Raw genomic sequence first — 16,052 nt, forward strand, 5'->3', positions numbered from 1 at the left:
CATGTTCAATAAAATCCTGATTGCCAACCGGGGCGAGATCGCATGTCGCGTCATGGAAACGGCTCAGAAAATGGGCGTCTTCTGTGTTGCGGTCTATTCCGACGCGGATGCCTTGGCAAAACATGTGCAGATGGCCGATGAGGCTGTCCGTATCGGCGACGCGGCTCCCGCTGAAAGCTACCTGAAGGGCGACGTGATCATTCAGGCTGCGCTGGATACCGGAGCTCAGGCGATCCATCCGGGGTACGGCTTTCTCTCGGAAAACCCCGAATTCGTGGATGCGGTCGATGCGGCTGGTTTGACGTTTATCGGCCCTTCGGCGGATGCGATCCGCAAGATGGGTCTCAAGGATGCGGCCAAGGTTCTTATGGAGCAGGTAGGCGTGCCGGTTGTGCCGGGATATCATGGTGACAATCAGGACCCCGAACATCTGGCGGGCGCTGCTGAAACCATCGGCTATCCCGTGTTGATCAAGGCCGTGGCAGGTGGCGGCGGCAAGGGCATGCGGCTGGTCGAACGTCCCGAGGATTTCGCCTCAGCATTGGACAGCGCACGGGGCGAGGCCAAAACAGCCTTTGGCAATGACGCCGTTCTGGTCGAGAAATTTGTCGCCAAACCCCGCCATATCGAAGTGCAGGTGTTTGGCGACGGCACCCATGCGGTGCATCTGTTTGAACGAGACTGCTCGCTTCAACGCCGACACCAGAAGGTGATCGAGGAGGCTCCGGCTCCGGGTATGACCGAGGAGATGCGCGAGGCGATGGGGCAGGCGGGCGTGCGGGCCGCCGAGGCGATCGGGTACAAGGGCGCAGGGACGGTTGAATTCATCGTTGATGCTTCGGACGGGCTGCGTCCGGACAGGTTCTGGTTCATGGAGATGAACACGCGCCTGCAGGTCGAGCATCCCGTGACCGAAGCGATCACCGGGGTCGATCTGGTCGAATGGCAATTGCGGGTCGCCGCTGGCGAGGCGTTGCCGAAACGTCAGGACGATCTATCCATCACTGGCCACGCATTTGAGGCCCGTCTTTATGCCGAGGACGTGCCCAAGGGCTTCCTGCCTGCAACGGGCACCCTGACGCATCTGCAATTCCCTACGGCCTGCCGTGCCGATAGCGGAGTGCGTGCGGGTGATACGATCAGCCCATGGTATGACCCGATGATCGCTAAAGTCATCGTCCATGGCCCCACGCGCGCGGTTGCACTGGAACAGCTTTATCGTGCCCTGCAGCAGACTGAGGTCGCAGGCACCGTGACCAACCTCGCCTTTCTGGGCGCGCTGACCCGGCATGAAGGTTTCGCCACAGGTGATGTAGATACCGGGCTGATCGGGCGGGATATTGATGCGCTGACACTGGTAGCTCCGATTCCGGCAGCGACATGCGTGGCGGCTGCGATGATGGCGTTGGACTTGGTCGATACGAAGGAAGAGACTGGGTTTTCCCTGTGGGCTCCGTTGCACCGTGCAGTTCAGCTAAAGGCAGATGACACCCTTGATCTTGATGTTCAGGTTGAAGGTTCAAATCGTCAAGTTTGGCAGGTCGGGGAAGATACTGTCATTGCCGAGCGCAGCAACGGTATCTGGTCCATTGACGGCAGCCCAATGCCGCAGGTGGCGGTTTCGGGCGCGCGGATCACGGTCTTTGACACCTACGGGCAGGCGTTTGACATTGTTGATCCGCTGGACCGCGATGCCAGCGCTGCAGGCGATACTAACGTTGTCGAAGCCCCCATGCCCGGGTTGGTCAAGGCGGTGTTTGCCACCGTGGGTCAAAAGGTAAGTGAGGGAGACAGGCTTGCCATTTTGGAGGCGATGAAAATGGAACATTCCCTTCTGGCCGCCCGCGACGGTGTCATTGCCGAGGTGCTGACTGAGGACGGCGCGCAGGTCGAAGCCGGAGCGGCCCTGATCAGATTGAAAGAAGAGTGACCTGTTCGCGCGCCGCATCGCGTGGCACAGTCAGGCCATCCGAACAGGACACGAAACAAAACCGGGAGGAGCGCAGCCATGGGTGAGCGGGTCGAGATTTTCGAAGTAGGTCCACGTGACGGCCTGCAAAATGAACAGCGTGAGATCCCGGTTGCCGAGAAAGTGGCGCTGGTCGACTGCCTCAGCCGCGCCGGGTTCAACCGGATCGAAGTGGCCAGTTTTGTATCGCCCAAATGGGTGCCGCAGATGGCCGGCAGTGCGGAAGTTTTGGCCGGAATAAAAAGGCCAGATGGGGTGCGCTATGCCGCGCTGACGCCCAACATGCGTGGATATGAGGATGCCCTGACGGCCAAAACGGATGAAATTGCAGTATTCGCCTCGGCCTCCGAGGGATTTTCGAAAGCCAATATCAACGCCACGATTGCCGAATCCATCGAGAGGTTTACACCGATCCTCGAGGCCGCGCGCCACATTGATCTGCCTGTGCGTGGCTATGTCTCTTGCGTGACCGACTGCCCCTATGATGGCCCAACACCGCCCGCGAAGGTGGCCGAGGTCGCAGATCAGCTGTTTGGCTTGGGCTGCTATGAGGTCTCATTGGGCGATACAATCGGGCAGGGGACGCCAGATACCATCGCGCATATGCTCTTGGCCGTACGAGAACGCGTGCCGGTAACCCGTCTGGCTGGGCATTTCCACGACACCAATGGCCGGGCGCTCGACAATATTGATGCTGCCCTGGCGCTGGGCGTTCGGACCTTTGATACGGCAGTTGGTGGATTGGGCGGGTGCCCTTATGCGCCCGGAGCTGCGGGGAATGTTGCGACCGAGGCCGTGGCCGCCCATCTGGAGCGGTTGGGCTATGAAACCGGGCTTGATCTGGAAATCGTAGAGCAGGCCGCGCAAATGGCGCGGGCCATGCGGCCAGAGTGAGGGGCGGGCATGTTTGAAACGATCTCGGTGACCACAGACGCGCGTGGAGTTGCGACTTTGACGCTCGACCGGGCGGAAAAACACAACGCGATGTCGGCGCAGATGATTGCCGAACTGACACAAGCGGCCGCGCAACTGGGTGCAGATGACACAGTTCGCGTAGTGGTTCTGACCGGGGCGGGCAAGAGTTTCTGTGCGGGCGGTGACCTGGGCTGGATGCAGGACCAGATGGCCGCCGACCCCGAAACGCGGTTTGCCGAGGCGCGCAAGCTGGCCGAGATGCTGCAGGCGCTGAACACCATGCCCCGCCCGCTGATCGGTGCGATTCAGGGCAATGCGTTTGGCGGTGGTGTTGGGCTGACTGCTGTTTGCGACGTGGCCATTGGTGTTGACAGCGTAAAAATGGCCCTGACCGAGACGCGGCTGGGTCTGATCCCGGCCACGATTGGCCCATATGTGATTGCCCGGATGGGTGAGGCGCGGGCGCGGCGCGTGTTCATGTCGGCCCGGTTGTTCGATGCTGTCGAGGCGGTCGAGCTTGGGCTGCTGGCCAAAACCGTTCCGGCAACCGATTTAGCTGATGCGGTCGAAGCCGAAGTTCTGCCCTATCTTTCCTGTGCGCCAGGCGCGGTTGCCTCGGCCAAGGATTTGGTCAGCAAGCTGGGACCCAATATTGACGATGCTGTGATTGACCAGACGATCCGATCCTTGGTGGATCGGTGGGAAACCGACGAGGCGATGGAGGGAATCGGTGCGTTCTTTGAAAAGCGAAAACCTGTATGGAAAAGTTAGGTTTAGGCCTTAATTTCATTGCAGTTGCAGTAGGAATCACCTTTCCCGGATCACAGAGCATGACAAGTGGATTATTACTCCTGTCTGCGACTGTGTTCGGTTGACCCTCTGACCCCGCGCGGATAGAGAATGTCCAGTCAACACGCCAATTGACGGCGCCCCCCGACCGGGTTGCGCAGGAAAGGAGCTATTCGTGGAAGACCTGCTACGGGAGTATCTCCCGATTCTGGTGTTTCTGGCCGTTGCTGTCGGCCTTGGAATCGTCCTGATTCTGGCGGCTGTGGTTCTGGCAGTCCGCAACCCCGACCCTGAAAAGGTCAGCGCATATGAATGTGGCTTCAACGCCTTCGACGATGCGCGGATGAAATTCGACGTCCGGTTCTATCTGGTCTCGATTCTGTTCATCATCTTCGATCTGGAAATCGCCTTTCTGTTTCCGTGGGCCGTCGGCTTCAAGGACATCAGCGATGTAGGGTTCTGGTCGATGATGGTGTTCCTGGGCGTTCTGACCATCGGCTTTGCCTATGAATGGAAGAAGGGGGCCTTGGAATGGGAGTGATGACGGGTGCAAACACTGCCGGTGTCGACAAAGAAGTCGCAACCCAGGCCCTGAATGCCGAGTTGCAGGACAAAGGGTTCCTGCTGACCTCAACCGAAGACATCATCAACTGGGCCCGTACCGGATCGCTGCACTGGATGACCTTCGGTCTGGCCTGCTGCGCGGTTGAGATGATGCACACCTCGATGCCACGTTATGATGCCGAACGGTTCGGTATCGCCCCGCGCGCGTCCCCGCGTCAGTCCGATGTAATGATCGTGGCGGGAACGCTGACCAACAAGATGGCTCCGGCCCTGCGCAAGGTTTACGACCAGATGCCCGAGCCGCGCTATGTGATCTCGATGGGGTCCTGCGCAAATGGCGGTGGGTATTACCACTATTCCTATTCGGTCGTACGCGGCTGTGACCGCGTGGTTCCAGTGGATATTTACGTCCCCGGATGCCCGCCAACCGCCGAGGCGTTGCTGTATGGCCTGATGCAATTGCAACGCAAAATCCGCCGCACCGGCACCATCGTACGCTGAGGAGAGAGCTGATGAGCGAAGCACTCAAAGAACTCGGCGCGCAGCTTGAACTGAAACGGGCCGATTGCGTTCTGTCCTGGGATGTGACCCATGGCGAGCTGAACGTGGATGTGGCGCCGTCGAACCTTGTGGAATTCGTTGAGTTCCTGAAATCCGACCGGAATTGCCAGTTTTCATCGCTGGTTGACATCACTGGCGTGGATTACCCCGAACGGGCCAAGCGGTTCGATGTGGTGTATCACTTCCTGTCGATGTACCAGAACCAGCGCATCCGCCTGCGGGTTTCAATTCGAGAAGAAGACATGGTGCCCTCGATCGTTGACGTTCACCCCTCGGCGAACTGGTTCGAGCGTGAGGTGTTCGACATGTTCGGCATCCTGTTCTCGGGCCACCCGGACCTGCGCCGCATCCTGACCGACTATGGGTTCCGCGGCCACCCGCTGCGCAAGGATTTCCCGACAACCGGTTATACCGAGGTGCGCTATGACGAAGCGCAAAAGCGCGTTGTCTACGAGCCCGTGTCGTTGGTGCAGGAATACCGTCAGTTTGATTTCATGTCCCCGTGGGAAGGCGCGAACTACATTCTTCCGGGGGATGAAAAACAGGAGACTGAATAATGGGTGGCATCTGGTGGCTGATCCTTTCTGCACTGACCATCATTCCGATGGTGAAGATTTTGCCGTTTTTCGGGATCAACAAGTTCTGGTGCCTTCTTTGTCTGGTTCCATTTGGCACAATTGCGTTGCTGTGGTGGGTTGGGCTGAAACTGCAAGAGTTGGAGCGCCGCTGAGATGATGGGTGAACTTATCATTCTGGGTGCGCTGGGGGTGCTGCTGGCAGGTGCCGCTGCCAAAGCGGCCGAAGCTGAAAAGGTTCGGGTTCGGGCCGAAGCGAAAAAGAAAAAACGGGGGCGTTGATGGACGGCTCAAGATACGATGACGGCAGCACGGACGCGCTGAGCGGAGAACAGAAGATCCGCAACTTCAACATTAACTTCGGCCCGCAACACCCTGCGGCACACGGGGTTTTGCGTCTGGTGCTTGAGCTGGACGGTGAGATCGTCGAACGCTGTGACCCGCATATCGGTCTGCTGCACCGTGGCACCGAAAAGCTGATGGAAAGCCGGACGTATCTGCAGAACCTGCCGTATTTCGACCGTCTGGATTACGTGGCACCGATGAACCAGGAGCACGCCTGGTGTTTGGCCATCGAAAAGCTGACCGGGGTTGAAGTGCCGCGTCGCGGCTCGCTTATCCGTGTTCTCTATTCCGAGATCGGGCGCATCCTGAACCATCTGCTGAATGTGACCACGCAGGCGATGGACGTCGGCGCGCTGACGCCGCCGCTCTGGGGCTTCGAGGAACGCGAAAAGCTGATGGTGTTCTATGAGCGCGCCTGTGGTGCCCGCCTGCATGCCGCCTATTTCCGCCCTGGTGGTGTCCATCAGGACCTGCCGCCGGAACTGCTGGACGATATCGAGGCGTGGAGCCACGAATTCCCCGCCGTTCTGGACGACATCGACGGTCTGCTGACCGAAAACCGTATCTTCAAACAGCGTAATGCCGATATTGGCGTCGTAACCGAGGATGACATCCAGAAATACGGCTTCTCGGGCGTGATGGTGCGCGGGTCTGGTCTGGCATGGGATTTGCGTCGCGCGCAGCCTTATGAATGCTATGACGAGTTCGAATTCCAGATCCCCGTCGGCAAGAACGGCGACTGCTACGACCGTTATCTGGTGCGCATGGAAGAGATGCGCCAGTCGCTGTCGATCATCCAGCAGGCCATCGTCAAAATCCGCGACTGCCCGGGCGATGTTCTGGCGCGCGGCAAGATCACCCCGCCGAAACGCTCAGACATGAAGACCTCGATGGAAAGCCTGATCCATCACTTCAAGCTGTACACCGAAGGCTTCCACGTCCCCGCAGGCGAGGTTTACGCTGCCGTCGAAGCCCCCAAGGGCGAGTTCGGCGTCTATCTGGTCGCCGACGGCACCAACAAACCTTACCGCGCCAAACTGCGCGCACCGGGTTTCCTACACCTGCAAGCCATGGACCACGTCGCCGGAGGCCACCAACTGGCCGATGTTGCCGCCATCATCGGCACCATGGACGTCGTATTTGGAGAGATTGACCGCTAATGCTCCGCCGCCTCCACCCCGAACAACCCGAAAGCTTTGCCTTCTCCGCTGCCAACCAGCAATGGGCCGAAGCGCAGATCACCAAGTACCCCGAAGGGCGACAGGCCAGCGCGGTTATCCCGCTGCTGTGGCGCGCGCAGGAGCAGGAAGGCTGGCTGAGCCGTCCGGCGATTGAAGCCGTCGCCGACATGCTGGGCATGGCCTACATCCGCGTGCTTGAGGTCGCGTCTTTCTACTTCATGTTCCAGTTGCAGCCGGTTGGCTCGGTGGCACATATTCAGGTCTGCGGCACGACGTCCTGCATGATCTGCGGGGCCGAGGATCTGATTGCGGTCTGCAAGGACAAGATCGCTGCCAGGCCGCATGAACTATCTGCCGATGGCAAGCTGAGCTGGGAAGAGGTGGAATGCCTCGGGTCCTGTACCAACGCGCCGATGGCGCAGATTGGTAAGGATTATTATGAGGACCTGACCACCGAGAGCTTTGGCAAAATCCTCGACGATTTGGTTGCGGGCAAAGTTCCGACACCGGGCCCGCAGAATGGGCGTTATGCGGCAGAACCTCTCAAGGGTCTGACCAGTCTGACGGAATATGACAGTGGTCGAACCCAGTTTAACGCCAGTGTCGAACTGGCGAATGATCTGGGCGATACAGTCAAGCGGATTGATGGGACCGAAGTGCCCATCCTGACCCCTTGGCTGGGTAAGGACGGTAAGGCTGCAGCGACCAAGGCAGCACCGAAACCTCCGAAAGCGCCGGCACCGGGCAAGCCTGCGGTGAAACAGGCCGAAGAGGCGAAGGCGAAAGAAGACCAGCCGGAAACCCTGACCGCGCCGCGCGATGGAAAAGCTGATGACCTGAAGATGCTCAAAGGTGTCGGACCCAAGCTGGAAGAAACGCTGAACGAGTTGGGCTTTTACCACTACGACCAGATTGCGGCCTGGACATCGGAACAGGTGGCTTGGGTTGATGCGCGGCTGAAGTTCAAAGGTCGGATCGAGCGGGACGGCTGGATCGAACAGGCCGGTAAGCTGGCGGCGGGCGAGGAAACCGAGTTCGCCAAACGTGCCAAGAAAGACGGCACTTACGAAGACTAGGACGCATGCCCATCCGGGGCATGAAGGATGAGATGGACAAGGACAAAGAACAGGCCATAGCCCGCAAGGGTCGTCACATAGGTATCGTCATTGCAGTGACGATGACCATTTGGCTTGCCATGAACCTGTTCATTGGCCCCGCACTGAAACTGACGACGCGCCATGCGTTGTTGTTTGATCTCGCCGCTCTGGCGGCGTTCGTCTATGCGGGCGTCAACATATTTCAACTCTGGCGCATGCGTCAGGATAGCTGAAGGTAACACGCGATGCTGAAGGATCAGGACCGGATCTTTACCAACATCTACGGGATGCACGAGCGCACGCTGAAAGGTGCGCAGGCCCGCGGGCATTGGGACGGCACAGCTGGCCTGATTGGCAATGGGCGCGACTGGATCATTCAGACGATGAAGGACTCGGGCCTTCGTGGGCGCGGTGGCGCGGGTTTCCCAACCGGTCTGAAATGGTCGTTCATGCCCAAGGAAAGTGATGGTCGTCCGGCCTATCTGGTGGTGAATGCGGATGAATCCGAGCCCGGCACCTGCAAAGACCGCGAGATCATGCGCCATGATCCGCACACGTTGATCGAAGGCTGCCTGATCGCGTCTTTCGCGATGAACGCACACACCTGCTATATCTACTTGCGCGGCGAATACATCCGCGAGCGCGAGGCGCTGCAGGCCGCGATTGACGAAGCGTATGACGCGGGTCTGCTAGGCAAGAACGCCGCCGGTTCGGGTTGGGATTTCGATCTGTTCCTGCATCACGGCGCCGGTGCCTATATCTGCGGAGAAGAGACCGCCCTGATCGAAAGCCTTGAGGGCAAGAAAGGTATGCCGCGGATGAAGCCTCCGTTCCCGGCGGGCGCGGGGTTGTATGGCTGCCCGACCACGGTGAACAACGTAGAATCCATCGCGGTTGTGCCGACCATCCTGCGCCGTGGTGCGGACTGGTTTGCGGGATTCGGTCGACAGAACAACGCGGGAACCAAGCTGTTTGCCATTTCGGGTCACGTGAACAACCCCTGCGTGGTCGAAGAGGCAATGTCTATTCCCTTTGAGGAGCTGATCGAAACCCATTGCGGCGGCATTCGAGGCGGTTGGGATAATCTGCTGGCGGTTATTCCGGGTGGTTCTTCGGTACCCTGTGTGCGCGGCGAGAACATGCGCGATGCGATCATGGATTTTGATCATCTGCGCAACGATCTGGGCTCGGGCCTGGGGACTGCTGCGGTCATCGTGATGGACAAGTCCACGGACATCATCAAGGCGATCTGGCGGCTGTCGAAATTCTACAAACATGAAAGTTGCGGTCAGTGTACGCCCTGCCGTGAAGGCACCGGCTGGATGATGCGCGTGATGGACCGTCTGGTGCGCGGCGAGGCCGAGCTGGAAGAGATCGACATGTTGTTCGACGTGACCAAACAGGTTGAAGGTCACACGATCTGCGCCCTCGGCGATGCGGCTGCCTGGCCGATACAGGGCCTGATCCGTAACTTCCGCGAAGAGATTGAAGATCGCATCAAGGCCCAGAAATCGGGCCGCATGGGCGCGATGGCAGCGGAATGACTCAGAAGGTTAGCATCATATTAGCTTTTGTTTTTTCGTTTGGCACTAGCTCTCACGCGATGGCGCAGGACGTTTGGGGCCAAGCAAAGAGCTTTTCCGAAGCAGAGCTTGCTATGTCTGGTCTGAAGATTGCGCGCAGCATGGTTGAAGCAGATTGCAAAGGCAGGGTTTTTTGGGCCGGAGTGTCCGTCGGAAAATCTGGCTATGCTGCAAGTTACAATCAGTTGCGTGCTGAAGTGTACGACAAGAAGGAAATGCGCCGCGCGTCCAAGCATCGAACCATGGCAGTTCAAGCTTTTGGAATGTGGTTAAAAGAGGCAGGAATCAACTTCTCCGCCGGCGAAATCAGCACTGAACAACTTTGCGCATATGTTGAAGAAATTTCCGGTTCAAACCACCCAATCGGGCGTTTTTTGGTGAAGGAGTGAGCGTTATGGAAGTTTTTGCAGTATATGGACACGCAATCGCCTCGATAGTGATCTTCACGCTCGTACTCCTGTTCATGTCGCCATTCACGGCTTTGGCGAAACAAAGCAAAGGGTTGGCGCCGGGGGCCACACCCGAACAAGACTATGCTGACAAGGCCTATCGCCTGAATCGCGCCTACCTGAATGGGACCGAGACGCTGCCCGCCTATCTGACGGTCATTGTCGCGGCCATTCTTATGGGGGCCAGCCCATTTTGGGTTAACCTGCTGGCTTCGGTCGCGTTGCTGGCGCGCCTGATAATGCTGGTGGTGCATATTCGCGGTATCGGCAAACCGTCTGCTGGTTTGCGCTCGGTTCTGTATGTCATCGCCTGGGCCTGCATGGTCGTGATGGGGATTATGGCAATAGTGGCGGCGTTTTGATGAAGACTTGGGGAAAATATCAGATGCTAGGACGTAAAAGTGTTGCCGGTCGCGTGTCCATGTTGGCCGGCGTCCTTACGTTGTCACTTGTTTCGGCGTGCGGTGGCATCACGTCGTCCAGTGATCGTGTCCTTTTTGACGGTAAGTACTTTCGGGCCAAAGCAAAGCCCGTCGATAAAAAGAAGATGCCGACCGAATTTACCGTGGTTGTGAATGGGGTTTCTGCCTCGTTGGACGGCGCGCGCGAAGCGGGACGGTACGAGGGGACGAAATTCTGCATCAAAAACTTCGGTTCTTCCAGCATCGCGTGGAAGGTCGGCCCGGATACTGAACCCCAGAACTTGCGTGTCAGCGACGACAAGTTGACCTTTGCAGGAGCTTGCCAGCGACCATGACGCGCGTGTTCGCATATCACTCGATGACACGGGGGATGTTATTGCATAGCACCCCGACTGCCGGTCGTCTTGGGTTTCCCAAGACGAAAGGATTTGTCATGTCCAGTGTGAAAATGTTGACGCTGCTGTCTGTGCTGGCTTTGCCCACCATCGTTGAAGCGAAACCGCCCTTGCGCGAAGTCAAAGAGATCGACAACGAACTCTATTACATCGCCATTGCAAATGAGATTTCAGAGTATTGCCCCTCGATCAGCGGGCGGCGTCTGAAAGCGATCGGTGTGCTGTGGGGATTGAAGTCGCAAGCGAACAAACTGGGATACTCGGACAATGAAATCCGGGCGTATGTGGATTCGGATGCCGAAAAGGACCGGATGCGCGCCAAGGGCGAGGCGTATCTGGCCCGACACGGCGTCACCTACGAAAATCCCAATTCCTTCTGCACGCTGGGGCGGGCAGAGATTGAAAGAAACAGCGCCATTGGCGTGTATTTGAGGGCGAACTAGACGATGTCTGACCTCCGTAAGATCAATATCGACGGGCAGGAAATCGAAGTCGATGGTGCGATGACCCTGATCCAGGCTTGTGAGCAAGCCGGGGTCGAGGTGCCGCGCTTCTGTTATCACGAACGTTTGTCGATCGCAGGGAACTGCCGGATGTGCCTGGTTGAGGTTGTGGGCGGCCCGCCCAAACCTGCGGCGTCCTGCGCGATGCAGGTGCGCGATTTGCGACCCGGCCCCGAAGGGCAAGCGCCGGAGGTCAAAACGAACTCACCCATGGTCAAAAAGGCCCGCGAAGGGGTGATGGAGTTTCTGCTCATCAACCACCCGCTGGATTGCCCGATCTGTGATCAGGGCGGCGAGTGTGACTTGCAGGATCAGGCGATGGCCTATGGTCTGTCGGGCAGCCGCTTCAAGGAAGCCAAGCGCGCGGTGGACGATCTGGATCTGGGACCGCTGGTTGGCACTGCGATGACCCGCTGCATCAGCTGCACCCGTTGTGTGCGGTTCACAACCGAGGTTGCCGGGATCACTCAGATGGGTCAGACGGGGCGTGGAGAAGATGCCGAGATCACCTCGTATCTGAACCAGACGCTGGATTCGAACCTGCAGGGTAACATCATCGACCTGTGTCCGGTGGGGGCGCTGACCTCGAAACCTTACGCCTTTACGGCTCGTCCGTGGGAATTGACCAAGACCGAGAGCATCGACGTGATGGATGCCTTGGGCTCGAACGTCCGGGTGGATACCAAGGGGCGTGAGGTCATGCGCTTCCTGCCGCGCAACCATGACGGCGTGAACGAGGAGTGGATCAGCGATAAAACCCGCTTTGTGTGGGACGGTCTGCGGCGTCAGCGTTTGGACCGCCCATATATTCGCGAAAACGGCAAGCTGCGCCCTGCCTCGTGGCCCGAGGCGCTGACCAAAGCGTCTGAGGCGCTGAAAGGTGCCGAGAAACCGGCGGGTATCGTGGGTGATCTGGCGCCAGTCGAAGCGGCCTTTGCGCTCAAACAGATGATCGAAAGCCTGGGCGGTGTCGTCGAGTGTCGCACCGACGGTGCCCGACTGCCTGCGGGCAACCGTGGGGCTTATGCCGGGACTGCTGCGATCGAGGATATCGACAGAGCCGAGCGTATTCTGCTGATCGGCACCAACCCGCGTGAGGAAGCTCCGGTTTTGAACGCGCGTATCCGCAAGGCATGGGCGCACGGGGCCGAGGTTGCTCTGGTCGGTCCGGCTGTCGATCTGACCTATAAGTATCACCACATGGGTGATGACCGCGCAGCACTGCAAAAAGTCGTCGATATGGGCGGCGATGATGTGATCAAAGGCAAGGCCTCTCTGGTTGTTGTGGGGCAGGGTGCGCTGCAAGAGGCTGACGGTGCCGCTGTTCTGGCCACTGCGCAAGCCATTGCTGCAAATACAGAAAGCGGTCTGATCGTTCTGCATACAGCAGCGTCGCGCGTGGGCGCGATGGACGTGGATGCGACAAACGAAGGTGGTATGGACGCGATCAGCGCGGCGGACGTAATCTACAACCTTGGCGCGGACGAGGTCGAGATCGGTGAGGGCGCGTTCGTCATCTATCAGGGCAGCCATGGCGACCGGGGCGCACACCGCGCCGATGTGATCCTGCCAGGCGCCGCCTATACTGAGGAAAACGGCCTGTTCGTGAACACCGAAGGCCGTCCTCAGCTGGCCATGCGCGCAGGCTTTGCACCGGGTGAGGCCAAGGAAAACTGGGCGATCCTGCGGGCCTTGTCGGCCGAATTGGGCGCGACGCTGCCTTACGACTCGCTGGCGCAATTGCGCAGTGCGTTGATCGAAGCAGTGCCGCATCTGACGCGCATCGACGAGGTGATCGAAAACGAAGTGCAATTGATGGAGGCTGGCCCCCTAGGTACAGCCACTTTCCGCAATGCGATCAAGGACTTTTACCTGACCAATCCCATCGCCCGCGCCTCGCAACTGATGGCTGAGCTGTCGGCGCAGGCACAGGCACGCAAGGCCGGGAAGATCGCGGCGGAATGAAACAGACCTGTTTCATATCGCTTTTGAGCGCCTGCAATACGGTGGCTGTGAAAATGCGCGTGAGACGCAACAATAAGGGTGGCGTAAGTGCGGCGGATGCTGTTTACACCAACGCGCCGACCCAGCCGCAGTTTGCGCAGGCAAATGGCCTTCGCAATTTACGCGGAAAACGGAATACCCACGGTGTGAGGACCAATGGCTGATTTCTTTAACACCCCAGGCGGAATAGCCATCATCATTCTGGCGCAAGTGCTTGCCGTTGTTGCCTTTGTGATGATCTCGCTGTTGTTCCTCGTTTATGGCGACCGCAAGATTTGGGCGGCGGTACAGATGCGCCGCGGTCCCAACGTGGTGGGCGTCTATGGCCTGCTGCAATCGGTGGCAGATGCGCTGAAATATGTGGTGAAAGAGGTGGTCATCCCCGCCGGGGCCGACCGCACGGTTTTCATTCTGGCACCGCTGACAAGCTTTGTTTTGGCGATGATCGCCTGGGCGGTAATCCCGTTCAACGATGGCTGGGTCCTGTCAGATATCAACGTCGCCATCCTGTATGTCTTCGCCGTATCCTCGTTGGAGGTTTATGGCGTGATTATGGGCGGTTGGGCGTCGAACTCAAAGTACCCGTTCCTAGGATCGTTGCGGTCGGCTGCGCAGATGATTTCTTACGAGGTTTCCATCGGCCTGATCATCATTGGTGTGATCATTTCTACAGGGTCGATGAATTTCGGCGACATCGTACGCGCGCAGGATGGCGGGCTGGGCCTATTCAGCTGGTACTGGCTGCCGCATTTCCCGATGGTCTTCCTGTTCTTCATCTCGGCGCTGGCGGAAACCAACCGACCACCGTTTGACCTGCCCGAGGCGGAATCCGAACTGGTCGCCGGTTATCAGGTGGAATACTCGGCCACACCCTTCCTGCTGTTCATGGCAGGCGAATACATTGCGATCTTCCTGATGTGCGCGCTAACATCGCTGCTGTTCTTCGGTGGCTGGCTGTCGCCGATCCCGGGCCTGCCCGACGGTGTCCTGTGGATGGTTGCGAAGATGGCGTTCTTCTTCTTCCTCTTCGCAATGGTCAAGGCGATCACACCCCGCTACCGCTATGATCAGCTGATGCGGTTGGGCTGGAAAGTGTTCCTGCCGTTCTCGCTGGCCTGGGTGGTGTTCGTGGCTTTTGCGGCGAAATTCGACTGGTTCTGGGGCGCATTCGCCCGTTGGAGCGTAGGAGGCTAATCATGACGCAGATCGACTATACCCGCGCTGCCAAATACTTCCTGCTGCAGGACTTTTGGGTCGGCATGAAGCTGGGGTTGAAATATTTCTTCGCCCCCAAGGCCACCATAAATTACCCGCACGAGAAGGGTCCTCTATCCCCGCGGTTCCGGGGCGAGCACGCCTTGCGTCGTTATCCGAATGGCGAGGAACGTTGCATCGCCTGCAAACTCTGCGAGGCGGTTTGCCCGGCGCAGGCCATCACCATCGACGCCGAACCGCGCGAGGACGGCAGCCGTCGAACCACGCGCTATGACATCGACATGACCAAGTGCATCTATTGCGGCTTCTGTCAGGAGGCCTGCCCGGTCGATGCAATCGTCGAAGGCCCGAATTTCGAGTTCGCCACCGAAACCCGCGAAGAGCTGTTCTACGACAAGCAAAAACTGCTGGATAACGGCGAACGCTGGGAAGCCGAGATTGCCCGCAACCTGGAAATGGATGCGCCGTACAGATGAGTGACAAGCCCACAAACCCATTCGAGCAAATGCTCAAACAGGCACAGGACATGGCCAAGGCGATGAACCCGGGGCTCGAGAATTTCTCGCCCAAGGGGTTCGAAGCGCTGTGGCCCACCATGCCCAAAGAGGTCATGGAGATGATGTTCGGCAACACCGTCAACAAGGACGGATTGGACGCCAAGACCCGCCTGCTGCTGACGCTGGCCGGGCTGACCTGTCAGGGCGCGCAGGCGGATTCAGCGGTGCGTCAGACCGTGCGTCACGCGCTGGAAGCGGGCGCAAAGAAACAAGAGATCGTGGAAACGATCGGCCAGATGTCGGTCTTTGCCGGCATCCCGGCCATGACCCGCGCGCTGGATCTGGCGCAAGAGGTCATGGGCGATAACGAGGATGAGGATCAATGACCGTCTTTGCCTTCTACCTGTTTGCCATCAGCGCCATCACCGGCGGGCTGTTCACGGTGATCAGCCGCCAGCCGGTTCATTCGGTGCTGTGGCTGATCCTTTCCTTCCTCTCCTCGGCCGGGTTGTTCGTGCTGCTGGGGGCCGAGTTCGTGGCAATGCTGCTGATCATCGTCTATGTCGGCGCGGTCGCGGTGCTGTTCCTGTTCGTGGTGATGATGCTGGACGTGGACTTTGCCGAGCTGAAGGCCGAGATGGCGCGTTACATGCCATTGGCCTTGTTGATCGGTCTGGTCATTCTGATGCAGTTCGTCATGGCCTTTGGCGCATGGGACAGCGCGCAGGGTGCGGCGGCCAATCTGGCGCAGCCGGTTCCGGTGGACCGCCACAACACCGAGGCGCTGGGCGTCATTCTTTATGATCAATACTTCCTTCTGTTCCAGCTGGCGGGCCTGATCCTGCTGGTGGCCATGATCGGCGCCATTGTTCTGACGCTGCGCCACCGTCAGGACATCAAGCGTCAGGACATCATCGGCCAGATGATGCGCGACCCGGCCAAGGCGATGGAGTTGAAGGACGTGAAACCGGGGCAGGGACTTTGAGAC

Annotated in this window: 21 protein-coding genes; all 21 read left to right on the forward strand. The window is 58.7% G+C overall.

Annotated features, from left to right (window positions below; genetic code table 11):
* The first annotated feature begins 1 nt into the window (after position 1).
* The 21 genes from ACR0B8_RS01770 to ACR0B8_RS01870 all read left to right on the forward strand — a co-directional run bounded on the left by ACR0B8_RS01770 (position 2) and on the right by ACR0B8_RS01870 (position 16,049).
* A complete protein-coding gene (locus ACR0B8_RS01770; protein ID WP_226688672.1) occupies positions 2-1,930 on the forward strand; it encodes an acetyl/propionyl/methylcrotonyl-CoA carboxylase subunit alpha in 1,929 nt (642 codons plus the stop codon).
* A gap of 78 nt (positions 1,931-2,008) precedes the next feature.
* Positions 2,009-2,863, forward strand: coding sequence for a hydroxymethylglutaryl-CoA lyase (locus tag ACR0B8_RS01775; protein ID WP_170360176.1), 855 nt, complete (start codon positions 2,009-2,011; stop codon positions 2,861-2,863).
* A 9-nt stretch (positions 2,864-2,872) separates the two neighbouring features.
* Positions 2,873-3,655: a crotonase/enoyl-CoA hydratase family protein gene (locus tag ACR0B8_RS01780; RefSeq protein ID WP_170360174.1), complete on the forward strand. Its 783-nt coding sequence runs from the start codon at positions 2,873-2,875 to the stop codon at positions 3,653-3,655.
* 193 nt (positions 3,656-3,848) lie between these two features.
* Complete coding sequence (locus ACR0B8_RS01785) at positions 3,849-4,214, forward strand: NADH-quinone oxidoreductase subunit A (RefSeq protein WP_050602775.1); 366 nt, start codon at positions 3,849-3,851, stop codon at positions 4,212-4,214.
* Positions 4,205-4,738, forward strand: coding sequence for a NuoB/complex I 20 kDa subunit family protein (locus ACR0B8_RS01790; protein ID WP_010442777.1), 534 nt, complete (start codon positions 4,205-4,207; stop codon positions 4,736-4,738). The genes ACR0B8_RS01785 and ACR0B8_RS01790 overlap by 10 nt, the downstream gene beginning before the upstream one ends.
* A gap of 11 nt (positions 4,739-4,749) precedes the next feature.
* Complete coding sequence (locus ACR0B8_RS01795; protein WP_170348140.1) at positions 4,750-5,355, forward strand: NADH-quinone oxidoreductase subunit C; 606 nt, start codon at positions 4,750-4,752, stop codon at positions 5,353-5,355.
* A complete protein-coding gene (locus tag ACR0B8_RS01800; RefSeq protein ID WP_058274391.1) occupies positions 5,355-5,528 on the forward strand; it encodes a hypothetical protein in 174 nt (57 codons plus the stop codon). The genes ACR0B8_RS01795 and ACR0B8_RS01800 overlap by 1 nt, the downstream gene beginning before the upstream one ends.
* A gap of 1 nt (position 5,529) precedes the next feature.
* Positions 5,530-5,655: a hypothetical protein gene (locus ACR0B8_RS01805; RefSeq protein WP_264187107.1), complete on the forward strand. Its 126-nt coding sequence runs from the start codon at positions 5,530-5,532 to the stop codon at positions 5,653-5,655.
* Complete coding sequence (locus ACR0B8_RS01810) at positions 5,655-6,878, forward strand: NADH-quinone oxidoreductase subunit D (RefSeq protein ID WP_170360172.1); 1,224 nt, start codon at positions 5,655-5,657, stop codon at positions 6,876-6,878. The genes ACR0B8_RS01805 and ACR0B8_RS01810 overlap by 1 nt, the downstream gene beginning before the upstream one ends.
* Positions 6,878-7,975: an NADH-quinone oxidoreductase subunit NuoE gene (gene nuoE / locus ACR0B8_RS01815; protein ID WP_170360170.1), complete on the forward strand. Its 1,098-nt coding sequence runs from the start codon at positions 6,878-6,880 to the stop codon at positions 7,973-7,975. The genes ACR0B8_RS01810 and nuoE overlap by 1 nt, the downstream gene beginning before the upstream one ends.
* 32 nt (positions 7,976-8,007) lie before the next feature.
* Complete coding sequence (locus tag ACR0B8_RS01820; protein WP_170360641.1) at positions 8,008-8,229, forward strand: DUF5337 domain-containing protein; 222 nt, start codon at positions 8,008-8,010, stop codon at positions 8,227-8,229.
* 12 nt (positions 8,230-8,241) lie between these two features.
* The gene (gene nuoF, locus ACR0B8_RS01825) at positions 8,242-9,540 is read left to right on the forward strand and encodes an NADH-quinone oxidoreductase subunit NuoF (protein WP_170395745.1); all 1,299 of its coding nucleotides are present in this window, start codon (positions 8,242-8,244) and stop codon (positions 9,538-9,540) included.
* Positions 9,537-9,968 (forward strand): hypothetical protein, encoded by a 432-nt coding sequence (locus ACR0B8_RS01830; RefSeq protein WP_480657857.1) that lies wholly within the window; start codon positions 9,537-9,539, stop codon positions 9,966-9,968. Before nuoF ends, ACR0B8_RS01830 begins: the two co-directional genes overlap by 4 nt.
* Before the next feature lie 5 nt (positions 9,969-9,973).
* The gene (locus ACR0B8_RS01835; RefSeq protein ID WP_226688670.1) at positions 9,974-10,390 is read left to right on the forward strand and encodes an MAPEG family protein; all 417 of its coding nucleotides are present in this window, start codon (positions 9,974-9,976) and stop codon (positions 10,388-10,390) included.
* The gene (locus tag ACR0B8_RS01840) at positions 10,390-10,785 is read left to right on the forward strand and encodes a hypothetical protein (protein ID WP_226688669.1); all 396 of its coding nucleotides are present in this window, start codon (positions 10,390-10,392) and stop codon (positions 10,783-10,785) included. Before ACR0B8_RS01835 ends, ACR0B8_RS01840 begins: the two co-directional genes overlap by 1 nt.
* Positions 10,786-10,883: 98 nt before the next feature.
* Positions 10,884-11,288 (forward strand): DUF5333 domain-containing protein, encoded by a 405-nt coding sequence (locus ACR0B8_RS01845; RefSeq protein WP_226688668.1) that lies wholly within the window; start codon positions 10,884-10,886, stop codon positions 11,286-11,288.
* A 3-nt stretch (positions 11,289-11,291) separates the two neighbouring features.
* Entirely contained in the window at positions 11,292-13,313 is a 2,022-nt protein-coding gene (gene nuoG, locus ACR0B8_RS01850) for an NADH-quinone oxidoreductase subunit NuoG (RefSeq protein ID WP_170360162.1), read from the forward strand.
* 195 nt (positions 13,314-13,508) lie between these two features.
* Positions 13,509-14,546: an NADH-quinone oxidoreductase subunit NuoH gene (gene nuoH / locus ACR0B8_RS01855; protein ID WP_170348155.1), complete on the forward strand. Its 1,038-nt coding sequence runs from the start codon at positions 13,509-13,511 to the stop codon at positions 14,544-14,546.
* A gap of 2 nt (positions 14,547-14,548) precedes the next feature.
* Positions 14,549-15,043, forward strand: a complete 495-nt coding sequence (gene nuoI, locus ACR0B8_RS01860) for an NADH-quinone oxidoreductase subunit NuoI (protein ID WP_170348157.1) — start codon at positions 14,549-14,551, stop codon at positions 15,041-15,043.
* The gene (locus ACR0B8_RS01865) at positions 15,040-15,450 is read left to right on the forward strand and encodes a carboxymuconolactone decarboxylase family protein (RefSeq protein WP_170348159.1); all 411 of its coding nucleotides are present in this window, start codon (positions 15,040-15,042) and stop codon (positions 15,448-15,450) included. Before nuoI ends, ACR0B8_RS01865 begins: the two co-directional genes overlap by 4 nt.
* Entirely contained in the window at positions 15,447-16,049 is a 603-nt protein-coding gene (locus ACR0B8_RS01870) for an NADH-quinone oxidoreductase subunit J (RefSeq protein WP_170348161.1), read from the forward strand. Before ACR0B8_RS01865 ends, ACR0B8_RS01870 begins: the two co-directional genes overlap by 4 nt.
* The last annotated feature ends 3 nt before the right edge of the window (positions 16,050-16,052 follow it).

It is taken from the genome of Ruegeria sp. BH6, from assembly GCF_056538105.1.